We start from the raw sequence: 16,181 nt of genomic DNA on the forward strand, positions 1-16,181 counted from the left end.
ATCGACACCGATGCACCTCAGTCCTCGGTCTCAAAGCGCGCCACGATGGCATCGATCATCGCCCGAACCCTTGCGGTATGACGGAGGTCCTGGTGGGTGACCAGCCAGACTTCGTAGGCTGATCCCCGCGAAAGTTCGGGCCAGATCCTTACCAGCCCATCCCGCTCGCCCATATGCACCGGCACCTCGCCAATGCCGATGTCGGCACGGATCATCGCGCGCAGCATCAGGCTTGAGTGCACGCTGGCGACGATGCGCCCCGCATGTATAGGCTCGCCCACCAGCGTGGGCCGGCTGTTGCCTGACAGGAACGGCTGGTACAGCACGAGATCGTGTCCCGACAATCCCGTGCCACGTTCGGGCCCGCCGTGGCGCCTCAGGTAATGCTCCGTTGCATAGAGCCCCACGCGCCAGCGGGCCAGCCGTCGCGCCACCAGGTCGGGACTCTCTGGCTTCTGCGTACGAATGGCGATATCCGATTCGCGCCGAGCGAGGCTGAGCATCTGCGTGGAGGTGCTCAACTGCACCCTGACGTCCGGATGCTCAGCATGCAAGCTGGCAATTGCAGGGATCACGAACGCGAGTGCAAGCGAATCAGTCGTGGTCACCCTCACCTCACCCGCCAGCCGATTGTCCACACCCTGTGCCTGCCTGGCCAGTTCATGCGCGGACTGCTCCATCTTCTCCGCTGCCTTCAGGACGCTCTCGCCTGCAGGTGTGAGGGCATAGCCATCCGACGCGCGAAAGAACAAGGTGGCGTTCAATGCGTGCTCAAGCGCGGCAATGCGCCGTCCTACCGTAGCCTGGTCCAGCCCCACTACCTTGGCGGCCTTGCGCAGCGTGCGTTCACGCTGCACCGCAAGGAAAACCCGTGCGTCATCCCAATTCATGCTGTCGGCCCTGTGATGCGTTTTTGCATTCGAGAAGCTGAATATTGCCGCACCAGTTCATCGGTGCGCAACTCTATACTCGCTGCCAATGGCCGGACACCTGTCGTCCGGCGCGCGTGCGATCCATCAGGGACTGACAATGAAAGCCATCACTTTCGCTGAATTTGGCGATGCCGACGTTCTGGAACTCACCGACGTGCCGGACCCGGAGGTCAGGCCCCATGACTTGCTGGTGCGCAACCGTGCCGCCGGTCTCAACCGCGCGGACCTCACGCACAGGCGTGGCGGCTACGGGCGCGCGAACTTCGGCGATTCGGACCTCATGGGCCTGGAGATCGCCGGCGAGGTGATTGCGATGGGCTCCGAGACGCAGGGTTTCGCCATTGGCGACCGCGTCATGGGAATCGTGGGCGGCGGTGGTTACGCGGAACTGGCACGCATCGACTATCGCATGGCCATGCACATTCCCGATGGGCTGGACGACGTACATGCGGGTGCGTTGCCGGAAGTATTCGTCACCGCCTGGGAAGCGCTTGGTCATCTCGGTCGGCTGACATCAGGCGAGTCAGTGCTGATCCATGCGGCGGCTGGTGGTGTCGGCTCGGCGGCGGTGCAACTGGCGCACGCGCTAGGCGCCAGGGTCCTGGCAACGGCCGATGGCAGCAAGCGCGAAGCCATACTCGGCTTCGGCGCGGATGTCGCTATTGACTACAAGACCGAAGACTTCGAGGCGGTGGTAGATAGCGTCACCGAGGGGCGCGGCGTCGATGTGATCGTCGATTTCGTCGGCGCGCCCTACCTGGCACGCAACATCCGCTCCCTGAACTCTGGCGGCCGGCTGGTTCAAGTTGGCATCCTTGGCGGCATCGAGGGCGCCGAGCTTCCGCTGGACAGGCTGCTCTACCGGCACCTGCAAATCATGGGAACGGTCATGAAATCGCGCCCGCCAGCAGTGAAACATGCCATGACTCGCCGGTTCGCCGATACGTGGCTCCCCCGATTTGCGAGTCACAGCCTGGCGCCCGTCATCGACAGCACGTTTCCGTTGAAAAATGCAGCAGATGCGCATCGCCGTATGGAATCCAACCAGAATATCGGGAAGATCATGCTGACGATGGCGTAGGTCACGGGGCTGTGCCTGACATCCTTGCAGCGCGCGCGATGCTTTCGGCGAAGAGCGGGGCGGGGCTTGTCAGGTGCGATCCGGCGCGCATCCAGCGGCACCAGGTTGCTGCCCCGGCGCACCGGATCGTAAGTGAAGGCCGCCAGGTAACCATCATCCTCGGTACGACCACCCGGCTTTGGCACGAAGGCGGCCTCACCAACGATCTGGTTGCCCAGGTCATGGCGCGTGTATCGGCCGGTCTCGGTGTCGAGCTTGAGCACCGTGTTGAACACCGCCGAAGGCGGGTTGGCCTCCTTCAAAAGCTGCGCTGTGAAACATCAACGGAGCGTATCTTTCTGGGTCGGCAACGGGGTTTCCGGCCCCAAGGCCCGCCGCGTCGCCGTACTTCAGTCGGCCGTTGCAGCCATGTGGGTACGCGCGGCGTAGTCGATTCTGGTGCACTCGCAGCCGGCGAGATCTAGTGTTACAAGCGTCGCCCTTTCGCTCCGGGCCAATGCCGTTCCGGCAACGACGGCCGCATCGCGATCTGCATGGTGCGAATCGGCGTACCGCGCGCCTTCATGAATCACGTCCCAGCCGCCTCGGTACGGTGCCACCAGTATCGGTGTCGTCATGATGCTCCTCAACCGGCAGGTTTGCCGGAGAAACGATAGATGACTGCATGGTAGAGGCCGGGGAATCAAGTTCCCATAACAGAACACCGCGGCCGCATAGAAATTGCGTAAACGTGGGGGCGAATAGCCTGGATCGTTTCGCGGCTTCCAAATGCCCTCGACGACGGCAATCTGCTGATCAGCGGGCCTTTACAGGAATTTGATCGCGTTCGATGGCGTCTTGATGCCGGTTCTACCCCATTCTGCGTACGCTTGAAGCGGGGCAGTACGGAATTCCGAGTGGCGTGGCTGCTGCACGAAGGGACGGCGTGCGAGTCTGGCCGGACTATTCATCGCGTTACCGTCGACTTGGTCGATGTGACATCTCAGACGAGGATAAAAATGTGGCCCAGATTCTTACTTGGCGGCCTTGCGATATTGGCGCTGATTGCCTTGTTCTGGTTCCAGTTCCGACTGACAAACACGGTATCCCGCGAGGAAGATATCGCCGCTGACCATCTGGAACATAAGACAAAGTCGCATTGATCACGCCATTGATCACGCGTCAGCGTGAGCCTGCACGGCTTTTTCGACCATAGGACATCCGCAATTTTCGCGCAGCAGATCAAAAGGCGCGTTCGCGCGGCAAGAAGTTTTAGTACTACTCAGGGAACGCTGCGATAGCGTCACACCGGCGGCCTGGCAACAAGCGCTGAATACCACACACCCGTTTTGCCGCCTTCACGGCGACGGCCGCCGGTGCACAGACCTCAGTTGGCGGTGATGTTCTTCGCCTTGACGATGGCGCTCCAGCGGTCGTAGTCCTTGTTCAGGCGCGCCTGCATCTGCTTGCCGTCCTGGAACGCGGCGATGGCGCCGGCGCTCACCAGCTTCTGCTGCAGTTCCTTGTCGCCGGTGACGATCTCGCGGGTCTCGCTGGCAATGCGGTCCACGATGGCCTGGGGCGTCTCCAGCGGCGCGATCAGCCCGCCCCAGGAGTCGAAGTCGAAGCCCGGGAAGCCCTGTTCGGAAACCGTCTTCACGCCGGACAGCAGCACCTTGGCGTTCGGCGAACTCAAGGCAATCGCCTTGAGCTTGCCCGCGCGGATGTGGGGCAGGGCGGCTACCACGTCGGCGAACATGATGCCGACCTGTCCGCCCAGCAGGTCTGCAACGGCCGGCGCGCTGCCGCGGTACGGCACGTGCTGCATGTCGAAGCCGCCCAGGTCCTTGAGCTGCTCCATGGCCAGGTGCCCGAAGCTGCCGGTGCCGGAGCTGGTGTAGTTCAGCGGCGTCTTGCTGGCCTTGGCGAAGCGGATCAGGTCTGGCAGGGTCTCCACGCCAGGCACCACGGCGGGGTTGATGACGACGGCCATCGGCAGCACGTAGACAGTCGCCACTGACAGGAAGTCCTTCTTCACGTCATAGGCGTTGTTCTTGTACATCAGCGGCGCCAGCAGGGCCGGCATGCCGAACATCGACAGGCTGTAGCCATCGGCGGGGCTCTTGATGAAGCTGGCCGTGCCGATGGAACCCGACGCGCCCGGCTTGTTCTCGATAATGACCTGCTGCCCAAGCCGCTCCGACAATTTCTGCGCCACGATCCGGGCGGCGGTGTCCGTGGGGCCGCCCGCCGGGAACGCGACGGTCATCTTGATGAACTTCTCCGGCCAGCCGGTCTTGGCCAGCACGGCGGGCATCATCGACGCCAGGGAGGCCGCGGCGCCGGCCTTGAGGATCTGGCGGCGGCTGAGTTGCAGCTTGGTCATGGGTCTTGTCTCCAGTCTGTTGAATTGAATATCGGGATCAGATCACGCCTCGGGATCGCAGGCCCGCGATAGCGTTGTCGTCGAGTTGTAGCACTTCCTTGAAAATTTCCGTGGTGTGCTCGCCCATATGGGGCGGCGGACGGCGCACGGGCAGGCGCTGGCCATCCATCGCATAGGGTGGGGCCAGCACGGCCTGCGCACCGGCCTCGGTGTCGTGGAAATGGTGCAGCAGCCCCGCGTCGGCGGTGCGCTGGGACTGCAGCGCGTCGAGCATGCCCAGCACCTCGCCGCAGGGAATCTGGGCGGCGGTCAGCCGCTGCAGTAGCTCGGCCCGGGTGAAATGACGCAGGGTTTCGCGCAGCGCGGCCAGCAGGGTGTCGCGATGGGCCGAGCGCGCCGTGTTTGTCGCAAATCGCGGATCTTCCGCCCATTCAGGACGGCCGATGACCTCGCGGCAGAATCGCTGGAACTGGCCGTTGTTGCCCACGGTAATCACAAGCGGGCCGTCGGCGGCCTCGAAGACCCCGTAGGGAACGATGGACGGATGGGCGTTGCCGAACTTCGGCGGGTCGCCGGCCTTGAGCAGCGCCTCCATGCCGTAGTACGACGTGATCATCAGCCCGCAGTCGTAGAGGGCCATCTGCACATGGCGTCCGCGCCCTGTGGTGTGGCGCGCGAACAGCGCCGCCAGGATCGCCTGCCCGGCGTACATGCCGGTGAACATGTCCACGGCCGCGACGCCGAACTTCAGCGGCCCTTGCCCGGCCTCGCCGTTGGTGGCCATCACGCCGGCTTCGCCCTGTACCACGAGGTCGTAGCCCGGACGCTCGGCTTCCGGCGTGAAGCGTGCGTAGCCGGAGATCGAGCAGTACACAAGGCCCGGATTGTCCGCGCTGAGCTGTTCGTAGCCCAGGCCCAGCTTTTCAGCGCCACCGACCTTGAAGTTCTGGATCACCACGTCGCTGCGCGCGGCCAACTGGCGCGCCAGCTGCACGCCCTCTTCGCTCTGCAGGTCCAGGGTGACCGAGCGCTTGTTGCGGTTGGCGCTATTGAAATAGGAGGTATTGCGCGTGCCGATCCGTACGCCCCAGTCGCGGGTGTCGTCGCCCCGCTCGGGGTGCTCGATCTTGATGACGTCGGCGCCGAGGTCCGCCAGGGCCATCGCACACATCGGCCCCGCCAGTACGCGCGAGAGGTCGAGAATGCGCACGCCTGCCAGCGGCAACGGCGCGGCTTGATCTTGTAGTGCCATGGTGATCTGTCTCCTGTCAGCGCATTGTCTATATGTTCCGAATGATTGACAATTGCTACAAATTAGCAACGCATATGAATATGGAAAGTTGACAATGGACCTGAACGGGCTTTCCCTGCTAGTGGACATCATCGAGGCCGGCAATCTCAGCCGTGCCGCCGCGCAACTGGGCATGAGCCGCGCCAACGTCAGCAAGCGCCTCAACCACTTCGAGCGGCAGATTGGTGCGGAATTGCTGCGTCGCACCACGCGGCAGCTGGAGCCGACGGAGCTGGGCTGGCAGTTGTATGAGCACGCCCGGGCCATTCGCCACGAAGTGATGGCGGCGCAGGAGTCGGTGGAGAGCCTGGGGAAGCGGCTGAGCGGCACGGTCCGGCTCAGCGTGCCGAGCGGCTTCGGCCAGCACACGATGTCCGCGTGGTTCATCGAGTTCATGAACCTGTATCCGGCCATCACGCTGAACGTGGTGTTCGACAACGACATCGACGACCTGATCAAGGGTGCGGTGGATTTCTCCGTGCGCGTGATGGGCGATGCGCCCACCAACGCCGTGGCCTGCAGCCTTGGCGACGTCGAGTACGTGGCCTGCGCCACGCCGGACCTGGTGCGCACCTGCGGCATGCCGCAGACGCTGGAGCAGTTCAAGGACCTGCCGCTGATTACTTCGGAACTGACGGGGCAGAAGTTGCATGCGGCGGGGCGGCCGGGTCCGGCAAGCCGGCAGCTCGACATCCGGCCCAGGCTGATGTCGGCCAATTTCTTCTTCCTGCGCGATGCCATCCTCCAGGGGCTGGGGGTTGGACTGGTGCCGCACTACATGGTGGACCAGGACCTCGCCACGGGGGCGCTGCTGCGCCTGCCGCTGCCGGCGGAGGATTTGTCCTTCCTCCGGACCACCATGTATCTGCTCTATATGCCGGCGCGCTACCAGACGCGCGCCGTGGTCACGCTGATCGCGTTTCTGCAGGATCGCGCAGCACGGCGGGGCACCTAGAGCAGGCCGTGTTCGTAGGCGTAGCGGATAAGGTCGGTATTCTTGTTGACCCCGAGCTTGTCCATGGCCGTGGACTTTTGCGACGAGACGGTGCTGATCGACCGCCCGACCCGGGCGGCGATCTCCTGCAGCTGCAAGCCCTGAACATAGAGGCGGACCACTTCCATCTCGCGCGGGGTGAGGTCATGGACCGGCTTTTTCATGGCGCCGGAGGCATTCAGCAGCGTGCGGATGGTCGAGGAGTAGAAGCATTCGGTCGTGGTGGCCACGTGCACGCAGGCCTGAACCACTTCATCCAGTTCGTCCTGCTTGCTGACGAACCCGCGCACGCCCAGATTCATGGCGCGGGCGACGATGCCCGGGTTCATCTGGCCGCTGATTACCACAACGTGGGCCTTGGGGTGGTGCTCGATCAGCTGCTTCAGCAGGTTGAAGCCGTCAACGCCGTGATCCCCCTGCCCCATGGCGAAGTCCGTCACGATAATGTCGACCTCGGTATGGGCCAGCGCGTCGATCAACGCGCTGCCATTGGCGCATGCGCAGACCACTTCGAACCCCGGCGTCAGGTCCAGGCAGTCATGCAGTGCTTTGAGGATGAGGGGGTGGTCGTCTGCGACCGCAATTCGATTGGCCATCAATGTCATAACGTAGTCTCCGAACAGGTCGATGCTGCTATGGGTGGTCAAGCGGGTAAAACGGGGGTCAAACGGAGTCAAACGGGGTCAAACGGGTGGTCGAGGAGAGGCCAACACGGGGCCAGAGACCTCGCCCGGCAGGCACGTGGCGGCTGCGGGGCGAGCGGGGCAGGGCTCTATCGGAAGCGGTTGGCGCGCAGGCTGGCCTGCTGGGCCGCGATGGCCGCGCACAATGCCTGATATTCGGGCAGGAGGCGAGCGGTCTGCATGACGAACTGGTCGCAGCGCTGCGATGGCACCGGGGAGGCGGGGGTGGGCATGCTCACGGCCGGATGTGCCATTGCCGGATGGATGGCCAGCCAGCGCGGGATGGCGGCATAGCCGCGCAGGCGCAACAGCATCAACAGTTCGACTGGCACGGCCTGTTCCACCGGCTGGTCGAAGTCCGCGAGCGCGGTGGGCGAGTGGCCGTGGCTTTGGGCGAGATGGCGGTCGGCCAGTTGGAGCGCCAGTTCCACGAAGGCGGTTTCGTTGTCGCGCCACTGCGAGGTCATGGCCGCAAGCGGTGCTTCCGTGGCGCGGAACGTGGCCTCCGGTACCTTGATATCGAGGGCCTGGCCGGCAACCCCGACGATCATGCCGGCCGCGCCGCTCAGCGTCGGCTGGTAGAGGTTGTCGAGCTCGGAGTGCTGGCCGAACCATTCCCGCAGCGCGAACGTCCCGAGATCGCGCCAGTCGAGCGCGAGCAGCATTGCAACCTGGAGCGCCAGGTCCGAAAGGTCCGTCTTGTTATAGTGGGTGCCATACCAGTGCCTGCGATGCACGACCATGGCGTGCGATCCGGCCAGGCTCTCGAGCACCCCGGAGCGCAGGTTGCCCACATTTGGCGCGGGTGCGCCGCGCGCGGTGGCGTTGATGGCCTGCCACTGCCGTACGCGGCCCAGCCGATACATCGCCCGCGCCGCGCGCGACAGCGATACCGAGGCCGGTGCCTCGAAGAACTCGGCCATCGTCTTGCAGTACCGATTCCTGAGCAGGGCAACCTCCATTTCGGCAGGATTGTTGCCCGGCTGGCCCGGATGGTCTGTCTCAATCTCCAGCGGAAAATTTTTGTGCATATGCGATAGATGTGAAAGTCATGGCCTACGTTAGCCGCTTAGCCGTGATGTCACCATCGCTGTTTCCTGAAAAAGCAAGCTGCGCAGCCGGGGCTGCGGTCATCGCTTCCACCGGATTGGATGAATTGCGAGTCGAGGGACTACCAGTGATGCGAGATGCTCACCGCGCCGCCATGCGTGCTGCCGTGGGTGCCGAGTTCGCCGTCGTAGCGAATGGACAATCGGCTACGTGGCGTGGGGCTCACGCTCATGCCCAGACGGAGTTGGGCGGCATTGCGGTTCTGGCCGCTGCCATGCACCGTGAAGTCGGTGGCCGGGGCGCCGGCGTAACGCGCGGTGATGGACTGCGTGTTCGTGCCGAAGGTGTGCACCCAGGCCGCCGCCGCGTGGATGCGCCAGGCGCCTGCCGGTCCGTCGAACAGGTGGCGCCATTCGGTGCCGAGCAGCGAGCGGACCGAATTCGTCGAGCGCGAGGGCAGCACGAGGTTGACGCTGTCCGCCCCGGTTTCCGTCGTGCCGGATAACTTCACCGCCTGCCCTTCCACGCCGGCAAACGGCGACAGCACGCCGGGCAGGGCCAGCGGCAGGTCCACGCCGGTGCGCAGGGCGGCGAAGAACTGGTTGCCGTGCGTGCTGCCGGTGGCCGTGCGGGGCACCTCGGTAAACGTGATGTCGCGGCGCATGTCGTCGATATTGCGCGCATAGCCCAGCGCCTTGCGGAACCAGAAGCGGCCCGCCGTGTAGCGGCCATAAAGCACGGCCTGATAGCTGTCGAACTGGCCGTGCACCGGCAGGCTGTGGGTGAAAGTATTGCCGTGGAGGTAGCCGAATGCCATCCCGCCGACGAAGGCTGGCGTCCATTGATAGTCGACCCCGGCCATCACGCCCGCGAGGTTGATGTCCTGCGACAGCCACGTGTCATAGCCGCCGATGCGGCCGGTGTTGCCCAGCACGGTGGCCCATGCGCAGAAGCGCGCCGCCGGCGCCGCAGGGGTGCAGGTCTCGTCCGCGAGCCGGGTGTCGATGGCGTTCATCCCCGCCCGCGCCGCCGCGTAGTGGGCGTTCGGCAGCGCGGCGTAGGCTTCCGCGCTCAACTGGTCGATCGCCGCGTAGGCCGCTGCGCCTTCCACGTTGAACAGGTCGACGGCCACTGCCAAGAAATCCCGGCTCGGCGCGTTGTTGGTGCCTGCGGCGAAGGCGTCGCGGTCCAGGGCAGTTTCCACGGCGATCTCGTTCGGTGTACCGCCGGCCAGGGCGAAGCCGCGTGCGACCACGAGGTAGGCATTCCCGGCATCGTAGGCCAGGGACGGCGCGGCGAACGGGTTGAGCGTGGTCACGCCCGCGAACGTGCCGGTCAGCCCGCCCGAGGCCGACAGGATGCGGTACGTATCGGCAGGCCGCAGCGACAGCGCGCGCAGGCGGGCCTGCACCGTGCCGCCGGCCAGCGCGGCGGGGCCGGTGACATCTATCAGGTCATTGCTGGTGGGCGAGATATCGACCTGATACACGGCGCTGGCCGCGTGGCTGTAGCTGCCCGCGATGGACAGCGTGCCGACCGACAACGGCGCCCGCGGCGTGGTCGGCAAGACGGCGTTCCCGGGTGCGACGATGCCCTGCACGCTGACAGCGCCCTGCACCGTGCCCGTACCGGCCAGCGCCGCGCCGGGCGACACCGCCACCGCCGGGCTGGCGAGCGTGCCGTTCACGCGCAGGGTGCCGGTCTCGACGGTGGCCGATGTCCCGATCTCCGAGGTGCCGTCGAGCGACCAGTCCGCACCACGCATCGAAAGCGCAGGGAAGCCATAGGCGCGGCCGGGCAGGCTGCCGCTGCCCTGCAGGATCAGGGCGTTGCCGGCGCCGTTGCCACCGTCGAGGTCGCCCGATATGGCGCTGCCGGTATCCAGCGTCAGCGTGCTGTTCGCCCCGGTGAACTGCACGGCGACACCGCTGCCGGTCAGCGTGCCCGCGTTGACGATGGCGACGTTGGCGCCCGCGACGATTGCCGGCCCCTGGCTGCCGGCAATCGTCGCCCCCGGCTGGTTGACCACGCTGGCCGGACCGTCAGCGCCATCGATGCGGATGGCGGGGATGTTCGCGCCGCTGGCCGCGATCGTGCCGGCATTGACGATCTGGCTCCCGCCGTTGAGCGAGATGGCGCTGGTTGTCGGCGACTGGACGACGCCCCCTGGCGCGACTTCTATATAGAGGCCGGTCACGCCGGGCTGGGCGGTCAGGCTGCCGGCGAGTTGCCCGGCGACGACGACACCGCCGCCGCCGATCTGCCACGCCTGTTCGTCCGCGTTCGCACCCGTCAGCGTCCAGACGCTGGTGCCCTGTTTCTGGAGGATGCCGAAGTTCCGGTACTGCGCGGTGGGGCCGAGCGTGGAGACGTCGAAGCTGCCGGCGTCGGCGCCGCCCAGCACCAGCGTGTTGCCGGCGCTGGCCGCCGCGCCGCCGTCCACGATGCCGGTAATCCGCGAGGTGCCGGTGATCTCTATCCGGTCATCCGCCGGGCCGAACGATATCGCCACGCCGCTGCGCCCGTCGATCGTGCCGCTGTTGACGATGGAGGCCGGTGCGCTGGGGCCGGTGTCCAGGTCGATGGCCGCGCCCTCGTCCGACGCGATCAGGCCGGCGTTGTCGAGGGTGAGGGCGGGCGTGGCCAGGATGCCGTGCGCATGCCCCACGATGCGGCCCGTCGCCAGATTGACCACGGTGCCGCTCTCGGCGAAATGGATGGCGGCCTGCGTGCTGGAGTAGTCGAATACGTCGCCGGCGATGTCGCCGGCATTGATCACCATGCTGCCCGACTGCCCGAGGTAGATGCCGTCGAGCTTGCCGGCGATCACCGCGCCGGCCTGATTCACCACGGTGCCGCCGGCGAACATCGCCACCGCGGTGGTACTGGGGCTCGCCAGCACGCCGAAGTTGGTCAGCGTGCCCAAGGGGAGGTGCACCGCGTTGTAGCCGCCGTAGACGGTGCCGTTGTTGGTCAACGACCACCCGGAACTGCCAGAGGCGTCGATGGCGACGGCGCCGTTCCCGCGCGTGTCGATGATCGCCCCGGGCACCACGACAAACGGATTGTCGGCGCGGCTCAGCTTGTAGCCCACCTCCGAACTCGTCAGGTCAGTCGCCTGAAGGGGCCGGAAGGCGGTGGCAAACAACAGAAGCACAGCGATGCGAACTCGGGACGGAACGGGCATCGGCAATTTCCCACGGATCGGAAACTGAATCCAATATGTTTGATAATGGGCGATATTGGATTATCAGAAGATTATTGGGTGGAATTGAAAGGCAGTGTATGTGATGCGAAGGGGTTGAGAAAGTGGATTAGTGATAGTGCGGGGTATTTATTTTCCTGCATTGTCTGATATTTATTTTCCGCCTCGATATAACGCAATGTTGCGATTGTCATTTATTATCCATGTAGCGGTCCATCATGCAAAAAATACAGAACTGGCGGGGGTGACAGCGAAAGGGGATGCTCACTCGCCAGCGCAATGCCGGATTTTCCCGTGGGGCTCCCGACATATATGTAACAGCGCTGGAAATCTGGGCGGCTCGCCCTAGGGTATTAGGATGGGCACTGCCCTTCTCATTTTGCATCTTAGCGATAGGGGATTACGAATGGCCATCCAGTCACTCGCATCTCATAGCACGGCGCAATTACGACGGATGATTGGCCACTTGCAGACGGAACTGGACGCCCTGGAGCGTCTGTCTTCACTGGATCCCGAGGTGCAGGCGCGCCTCGGCTACGCCTGCACGCGCCTGCGGGAGGGGCTTGAAGCGGTGGAGGACGCACAGCGCTCCCTGCGATCGCTGCAGGAAGTGCGGCCTTCGGCACTGCGCGATACCCGTCCCTCGCGCAAGGCGTGACGGACGGGTATGGGCGCGGTTGGTCAGACCATCGTCGGCATGCCCGCCAGGAGCTTGTCCAGCGTGATCGGGTAGTCACGCACCCGCACGCCGGTGGCGTGGTAAATGGCATTGGCCACCGCCGCGCCCACGCCGCAGATGCCGAGTTCTCCCACGCCCTTCGCTTTCATGGGCGAGGAGATGGGGTCCACCTCGTCCAGGAAAATCACCTCCTGGTGCGGAATATCGGCGTGCACGGGCACCTCGTAGCCGGCGAGGTCGTGATTGACGAAAAAGCCCACGCGTTTGTCGATGGCGAGTTCCTCCATCAAGGCGGCGCCCACGCCCATCGTCATGGCGCCGATCACCTGGCTGCGCGCCGATTTCGGATTCAGGATCCGGCCCGCCGCACAGACGGCCAGCATGCGGCGCACGCGGATTTCGGCAGTGGCCATGTCGACGCCCACCTCGACGAAATGCGCGCCGAAGGTGGACTGCTGGTATTGCTTGTCGAGATCGCCGAACTCCAGGGTGTCCTCGGCGGTCACGCCTTCGCCCGCCGCCTGCGCCAGCGGCACGCTGCGGCCTCCGGCGCGGATCTGGCCGCCCTCGAACACCGCGTCCGTGGCGTTCACGCTCAGGCCGGCACGCTGGGCCAGCAGCTGGCGCAGCTTCACGCAGGCGGCATAGACGCCTGAGGTGGCGCTGTTGGCGCCCCACTGGCCGCCGGACCCCGCCGACACCGGGAACGACGAATCGCCCAGCCGCACCACCACCTGCTCGATCGGCACGCCCAGCATCTCGGCGGCCGTCTGGGCGATGACCGTATAGCTGCCCGTGCCGATGTCGGTCATATCGGTCTCCACGATGACCCGGCCGCCCTTGTCCACCCCCACGCGCGCGCCGGACTTCATGACCAGGTTGTTCCGGAACGCCGACGCCACGCCCATGCCGACCAGCCATTGCCCCGCCTTCGTCGCGCCGGGCTTGGGGTTGCGCGCCTGCCAGCCGAAGCGCTCGGCGCCCAGCCGCAGGCATTGCACGAACTGCCGCTGCGAGAATGGCCGCGCGGGCTTTTCCGGGTCCACCTGCGTGTCGTTGAGGATGCGGAACTGCACGGGGTCGATGCCGGCCTTCTCGGCGATCTCGTCGATGGCGATCTCCAGCGCCATCATGCCCGGCGCCTCGCCCGGCGCGCGCATGGCGTTGCCTTCGGGCAGGTCCAGCGTGGCCAGCCGCAGCGCGGTCATCCGGTTGGCGCCGGCGTAGAGCAGGCGCGTCTGCTGCACGGCGGTCTCGGGTCCGCCGCCGGGCAGGTCGCCCGACCAGCTTTCATGGGCGATGGCCGTGATCTTGCCGTCCCGCGTGGTGCCGATGCGGATGCGCTGGATCGTCGCCGGCCGGTGCGTGGTGTTGTTGAACATCAGGGGCCGCGTCAGCGCCACCTTCACGGGGCGCCCGGCCGCGCGCGCGCCCAGCGCCGCGAGCAGCGCCTCGGCCCGCACGAACAGCTTGCCGCCGAAGCCGCCGCCGATATAGGGCGAGATCACGCGCACGTTTTCCTTGGGGATGCCGAGCGTGGCCGCCAGGTCCTCGCGGCCCCAGGCGATCATCTGGTTGGCCGTCCACAGCGTGAGCCTGTCGCCGTTCCAGGCGGCGATGGAGGCGTGCGGCTCCATCATCGCGTGCGACTGATCGGGCGTGGTGTAGGTGGCGTCCAACTGCACCGGCGCCGCCGCGAAGCTGCCGGCGAAGTCGCCCACGGCCGTTTCCGGCTTGCCCGAAAAGTCATCGCCCTTCGGCGCGACGGCCGCATCGCGCGCGGCGGCCAGGTCGAACGCGCCTTTCCCGGCGGTGTAGCGCACGCGGATCATCTGCGCCGCCGCGCGGGCCTGCTCGAAGGTTTCCGCTACCACCAGCGCCACGGCCTGATGGTAGTGCTGGATCTCCGGGCCGCCGAGCAGCGCGGCGGTATTGCGCTGGCCCTTGCCGAGCTTGCCGGCGTTCGCGGCGGTGACGATGGCCAGCACGCCGGGCGCGCGGCGCGCGGCGGTGGTGTCCATCGACATGATGCGGCCTTTGCCAATGCCGGCGCCCACCACATAGCCGTACGCCTGGTTGCGCGCCACGTCGTGCCGCTCGTAGGCATAGGGCGCGGTGCCGGTGGCCTTGTGGGGGCCGTCGATGCGGTCCGTGGGTTTGCCAACCACGCGGAGCTGGTCGATCGGGTTGGTGGTGGCGGGGGTATCGAATTTCATCGTCCGTCTCCTCCGGTCAGGTGCGGGCCTGCGCCAGCACGGCGGCGAGGGTGCGCTGGAACAGCGGCACCTTGAAGGCGTTGTCGTGGGTGGGCCGGGCGTCCGCGAACAGGCGCTGGGTCACGGCCTGGGCGCCGCGCGGCAACTCGGTCTCGGCGGCTTCCAGGCGCCACGGCCGGTGCGCCACACCGCCCACGGCCACGCGGCCGGTGCCGTCGCGCTGCACGATGGCGGCCACGGACACCAGCGCGAATGCGTACGAGGCCCGGTCGCGCACCTTCCGGTACAGCTGCGCGCCGCCTACCGGCGGAGGCAGCGTCACGGCGGTAATCAGCTCGCCCGGCTCCAGCGCGGTTTCGATATGCGGCGTGTTGCCCGGCAGCTTGTGGAAATCGATGATGGGAATGACACGCGTGGCGCCCTTCGGGTTGACGGTCTCCACCGTGGCGTCGAGCACGCGCATGGCCACCGCCATGTCGCTCGGATGCGTGGCGATGCACGCGTTGCTGGCGCCGATGACCGCATGCTGGCGCGTCACGCCGCCGATGGCCGCGCAGCCGCTGCCCGGCGCGCGCTTGTTGCAGGGCTGGTCCGTATCGTAGAAATACGGGCAGCGTGTGCGTTGCAGCAGGTTGCCCGCCGTGGTGGCGCGGTTGCGCAACTGCCCGGAGGCGCCGGCCAGCAGCGCGCGCGCCAGTACGCCGTAGTCGCGCCGCACGCGCGGGTCGGCGGCGAGGTCGGTGTTGCGGACCAGCGCGCCGATGCGCAGCCCGCCCTGAGAGGTGGCCTCGATCTTGTCCAGCGCCAGGCCGTTCACGTCGATCAGGTGCAGCGGGGTCTCGATACCGAGCTTCATCAGGTCGAGCAGATTGGTGCCGCCGGCAATGAAGCGGCTGCCCGGGATGCGCGTGGCGGACGCGGCGGCCTGCGCCGGCGACTGGGCGCGTTCGTAGGTAAAGGGGATCATGCTTTCCTCCCGGCGACGTCGCCGATGGCGTCGAGGATGTTGGCGTAGGCGCCGCAGCGGCAGATGTTGCCGCTCATCCGCTCGCGGATCTCCTCGGCGCTCAGGGCCGGGCGCGCGTTCAGGTCGGCGCTGACGTGGCTCGGTATGCCGGCCTGGATCTCGTCGAGCACGGCCACGGCGGAGCAGATCTGGCCGGGCGTGCAGTAGCCGCACTGGTAGCCGTCATGCTTCACGAAGGCCACCTGCATCGGATGCATGCGCTCGGGCGTGCCCAGGCCCTCGATCGTCGTGATTTTGGCCTCGTGGTGCATCACCGCCAGCGTCAGGCACGAGTTCAGCCGGCGCCCATCGACAATGACCGTGCAGGCGCCGCACTGGCCGTGGTCGCAGCCTTTCTTGGTGCCGGTCAGGTGCAGGTGCTCGCGCAGGGCGTCCAGCAGCGTGGTGCGGGTATCGAGGTCAAGGTCGCGCCGCTGGCCGTTGACGATCAGCGACACCTTGTGCGAGATGGGCGGGCGCGTGGTGGCGGGGGAGGGCGCGCCGGCGGGCCGGCCGGTGGCGGCGCCCGGCACGGCGGCGGCGGTCACCGAGACCGCGCTCGCCTTGAGCAACTCGCGCCGCGATAGCTTGAGAGGGTCGCGGAAGTCTTCCATGGGTGGGGGATTCCTTGTGATGTCGGACGCGGACGCCCGAAATTGCAATGTGGCGACGGTTGCGC

14 protein-coding genes are annotated in these 16,181 nt (G+C 66.2%); 3 read left to right on the top strand and 11 right to left on the bottom strand.

Features of this window, described 5'->3' with window-relative positions:
- Positions 1-17: 17 nt before the first annotated feature.
- On the bottom strand, positions 18-890 hold the full coding sequence (locus SB751_RS21370) for a LysR family transcriptional regulator (RefSeq protein ID WP_211943102.1): 873 nt from the start codon (positions 888-890) through the stop codon (positions 18-20).
- A 139-nt stretch (positions 891-1,029) separates the two neighbouring features.
- On the opposite strand from SB751_RS21370, the gene SB751_RS21375 reads away from it, so the two are divergent.
- Positions 1,030-2,013: an NAD(P)H-quinone oxidoreductase gene (locus SB751_RS21375; protein ID WP_144197704.1), complete on the top strand. Its 984-nt coding sequence runs from the start codon at positions 1,030-1,032 to the stop codon at positions 2,011-2,013.
- On the opposite strand, the gene SB751_RS21380 is transcribed toward SB751_RS21375, so the two are convergent.
- The 4 genes from SB751_RS21380 to SB751_RS21395 all read right to left on the bottom strand — a co-directional run bounded on the left by SB751_RS21380 (position 1,899) and on the right by SB751_RS21395 (position 5,630).
- Entirely contained in the window at positions 1,899-2,315 is a 417-nt protein-coding gene (locus tag SB751_RS21380; RefSeq protein ID WP_144197705.1) for a carotenoid oxygenase family protein, read from the bottom strand. The two genes, SB751_RS21375 and SB751_RS21380, sit on opposite strands and share 115 nt — an antisense overlap.
- Positions 2,316-2,402: 87 nt before the next feature.
- The gene (locus SB751_RS21385; RefSeq protein WP_144197706.1) at positions 2,403-2,630 is read right to left on the bottom strand and encodes a DUF2188 domain-containing protein; all 228 of its coding nucleotides are present in this window, start codon (positions 2,628-2,630) and stop codon (positions 2,403-2,405) included.
- Positions 2,631-3,379: 749 nt separating this feature from the next.
- Complete coding sequence (locus SB751_RS21390; protein ID WP_144197707.1) at positions 3,380-4,378, bottom strand: Bug family tripartite tricarboxylate transporter substrate binding protein; 999 nt, start codon at positions 4,376-4,378, stop codon at positions 3,380-3,382.
- A 37-nt stretch (positions 4,379-4,415) separates the two neighbouring features.
- Positions 4,416-5,630, bottom strand: coding sequence for a CaiB/BaiF CoA transferase family protein (locus SB751_RS21395; RefSeq protein ID WP_144197708.1), 1,215 nt, complete (start codon positions 5,628-5,630; stop codon positions 4,416-4,418).
- Between the two features lie 94 nt (positions 5,631-5,724).
- Between SB751_RS21395 and SB751_RS21400 the strand changes: the two genes are divergently transcribed.
- Complete coding sequence (locus tag SB751_RS21400) at positions 5,725-6,624, top strand: LysR family transcriptional regulator (protein ID WP_144197709.1); 900 nt, start codon at positions 5,725-5,727, stop codon at positions 6,622-6,624.
- On the opposite strand, the gene SB751_RS21405 is transcribed toward SB751_RS21400, so the two are convergent.
- The 3 genes from SB751_RS21405 to SB751_RS21415 all read right to left on the bottom strand — a co-directional run bounded on the left by SB751_RS21405 (position 6,621) and on the right by SB751_RS21415 (position 11,553).
- A complete protein-coding gene (locus SB751_RS21405; RefSeq protein WP_144197710.1) occupies positions 6,621-7,268 on the bottom strand; it encodes a response regulator transcription factor in 648 nt (215 codons plus the stop codon). The genes SB751_RS21400 and SB751_RS21405 overlap by 4 nt on opposite strands.
- A gap of 167 nt (positions 7,269-7,435) precedes the next feature.
- Positions 7,436-8,377: a hypothetical protein gene (locus SB751_RS21410; RefSeq protein WP_144197711.1), complete on the bottom strand. Its 942-nt coding sequence runs from the start codon at positions 8,375-8,377 to the stop codon at positions 7,436-7,438.
- A 140-nt stretch (positions 8,378-8,517) separates the two neighbouring features.
- Positions 8,518-11,553, bottom strand: coding sequence for an autotransporter domain-containing protein (locus tag SB751_RS21415; RefSeq protein WP_410748521.1), 3,036 nt, complete (start codon positions 11,551-11,553; stop codon positions 8,518-8,520).
- A 514-nt stretch (positions 11,554-12,067) separates the two neighbouring features.
- Between SB751_RS21415 and SB751_RS21420 the strand changes: the two genes are divergently transcribed.
- Positions 12,068-12,259, top strand: coding sequence for a hypothetical protein (locus SB751_RS21420; protein ID WP_244844678.1), 192 nt, complete (start codon positions 12,068-12,070; stop codon positions 12,257-12,259).
- 23 nt (positions 12,260-12,282) lie between these two features.
- On the opposite strand, the gene paoC is transcribed toward SB751_RS21420, so the two are convergent.
- The 3 genes from paoC to paoA are packed head-to-tail and all read right to left on the bottom strand — an operon-like array spanning position 12,283 to position 16,116.
- On the bottom strand, positions 12,283-14,496 hold the full coding sequence (gene paoC, locus SB751_RS21425; protein WP_410748522.1) for an aldehyde oxidoreductase molybdenum-binding subunit PaoC: 2,214 nt from the start codon (positions 14,494-14,496) through the stop codon (positions 12,283-12,285).
- A 16-nt stretch (positions 14,497-14,512) separates the two neighbouring features.
- Entirely contained in the window at positions 14,513-15,463 is a 951-nt protein-coding gene (locus SB751_RS21430; RefSeq protein WP_144197715.1) for an FAD binding domain-containing protein, read from the bottom strand.
- On the bottom strand, positions 15,460-16,116 hold the full coding sequence (gene paoA, locus SB751_RS21435) for an aldehyde dehydrogenase iron-sulfur subunit PaoA (RefSeq protein ID WP_144197716.1): 657 nt from the start codon (positions 16,114-16,116) through the stop codon (positions 15,460-15,462). Before paoA ends, SB751_RS21430 begins: the two co-directional genes overlap by 4 nt.
- Between the last annotated feature and the right edge of the window lie 65 nt (positions 16,117-16,181).

Source organism: Cupriavidus sp. SIMBA_020 (assembly GCF_046535395.1).
GTDB lineage: Bacteria > Pseudomonadota > Gammaproteobacteria > Burkholderiales > Burkholderiaceae > Cupriavidus > Cupriavidus campinensis.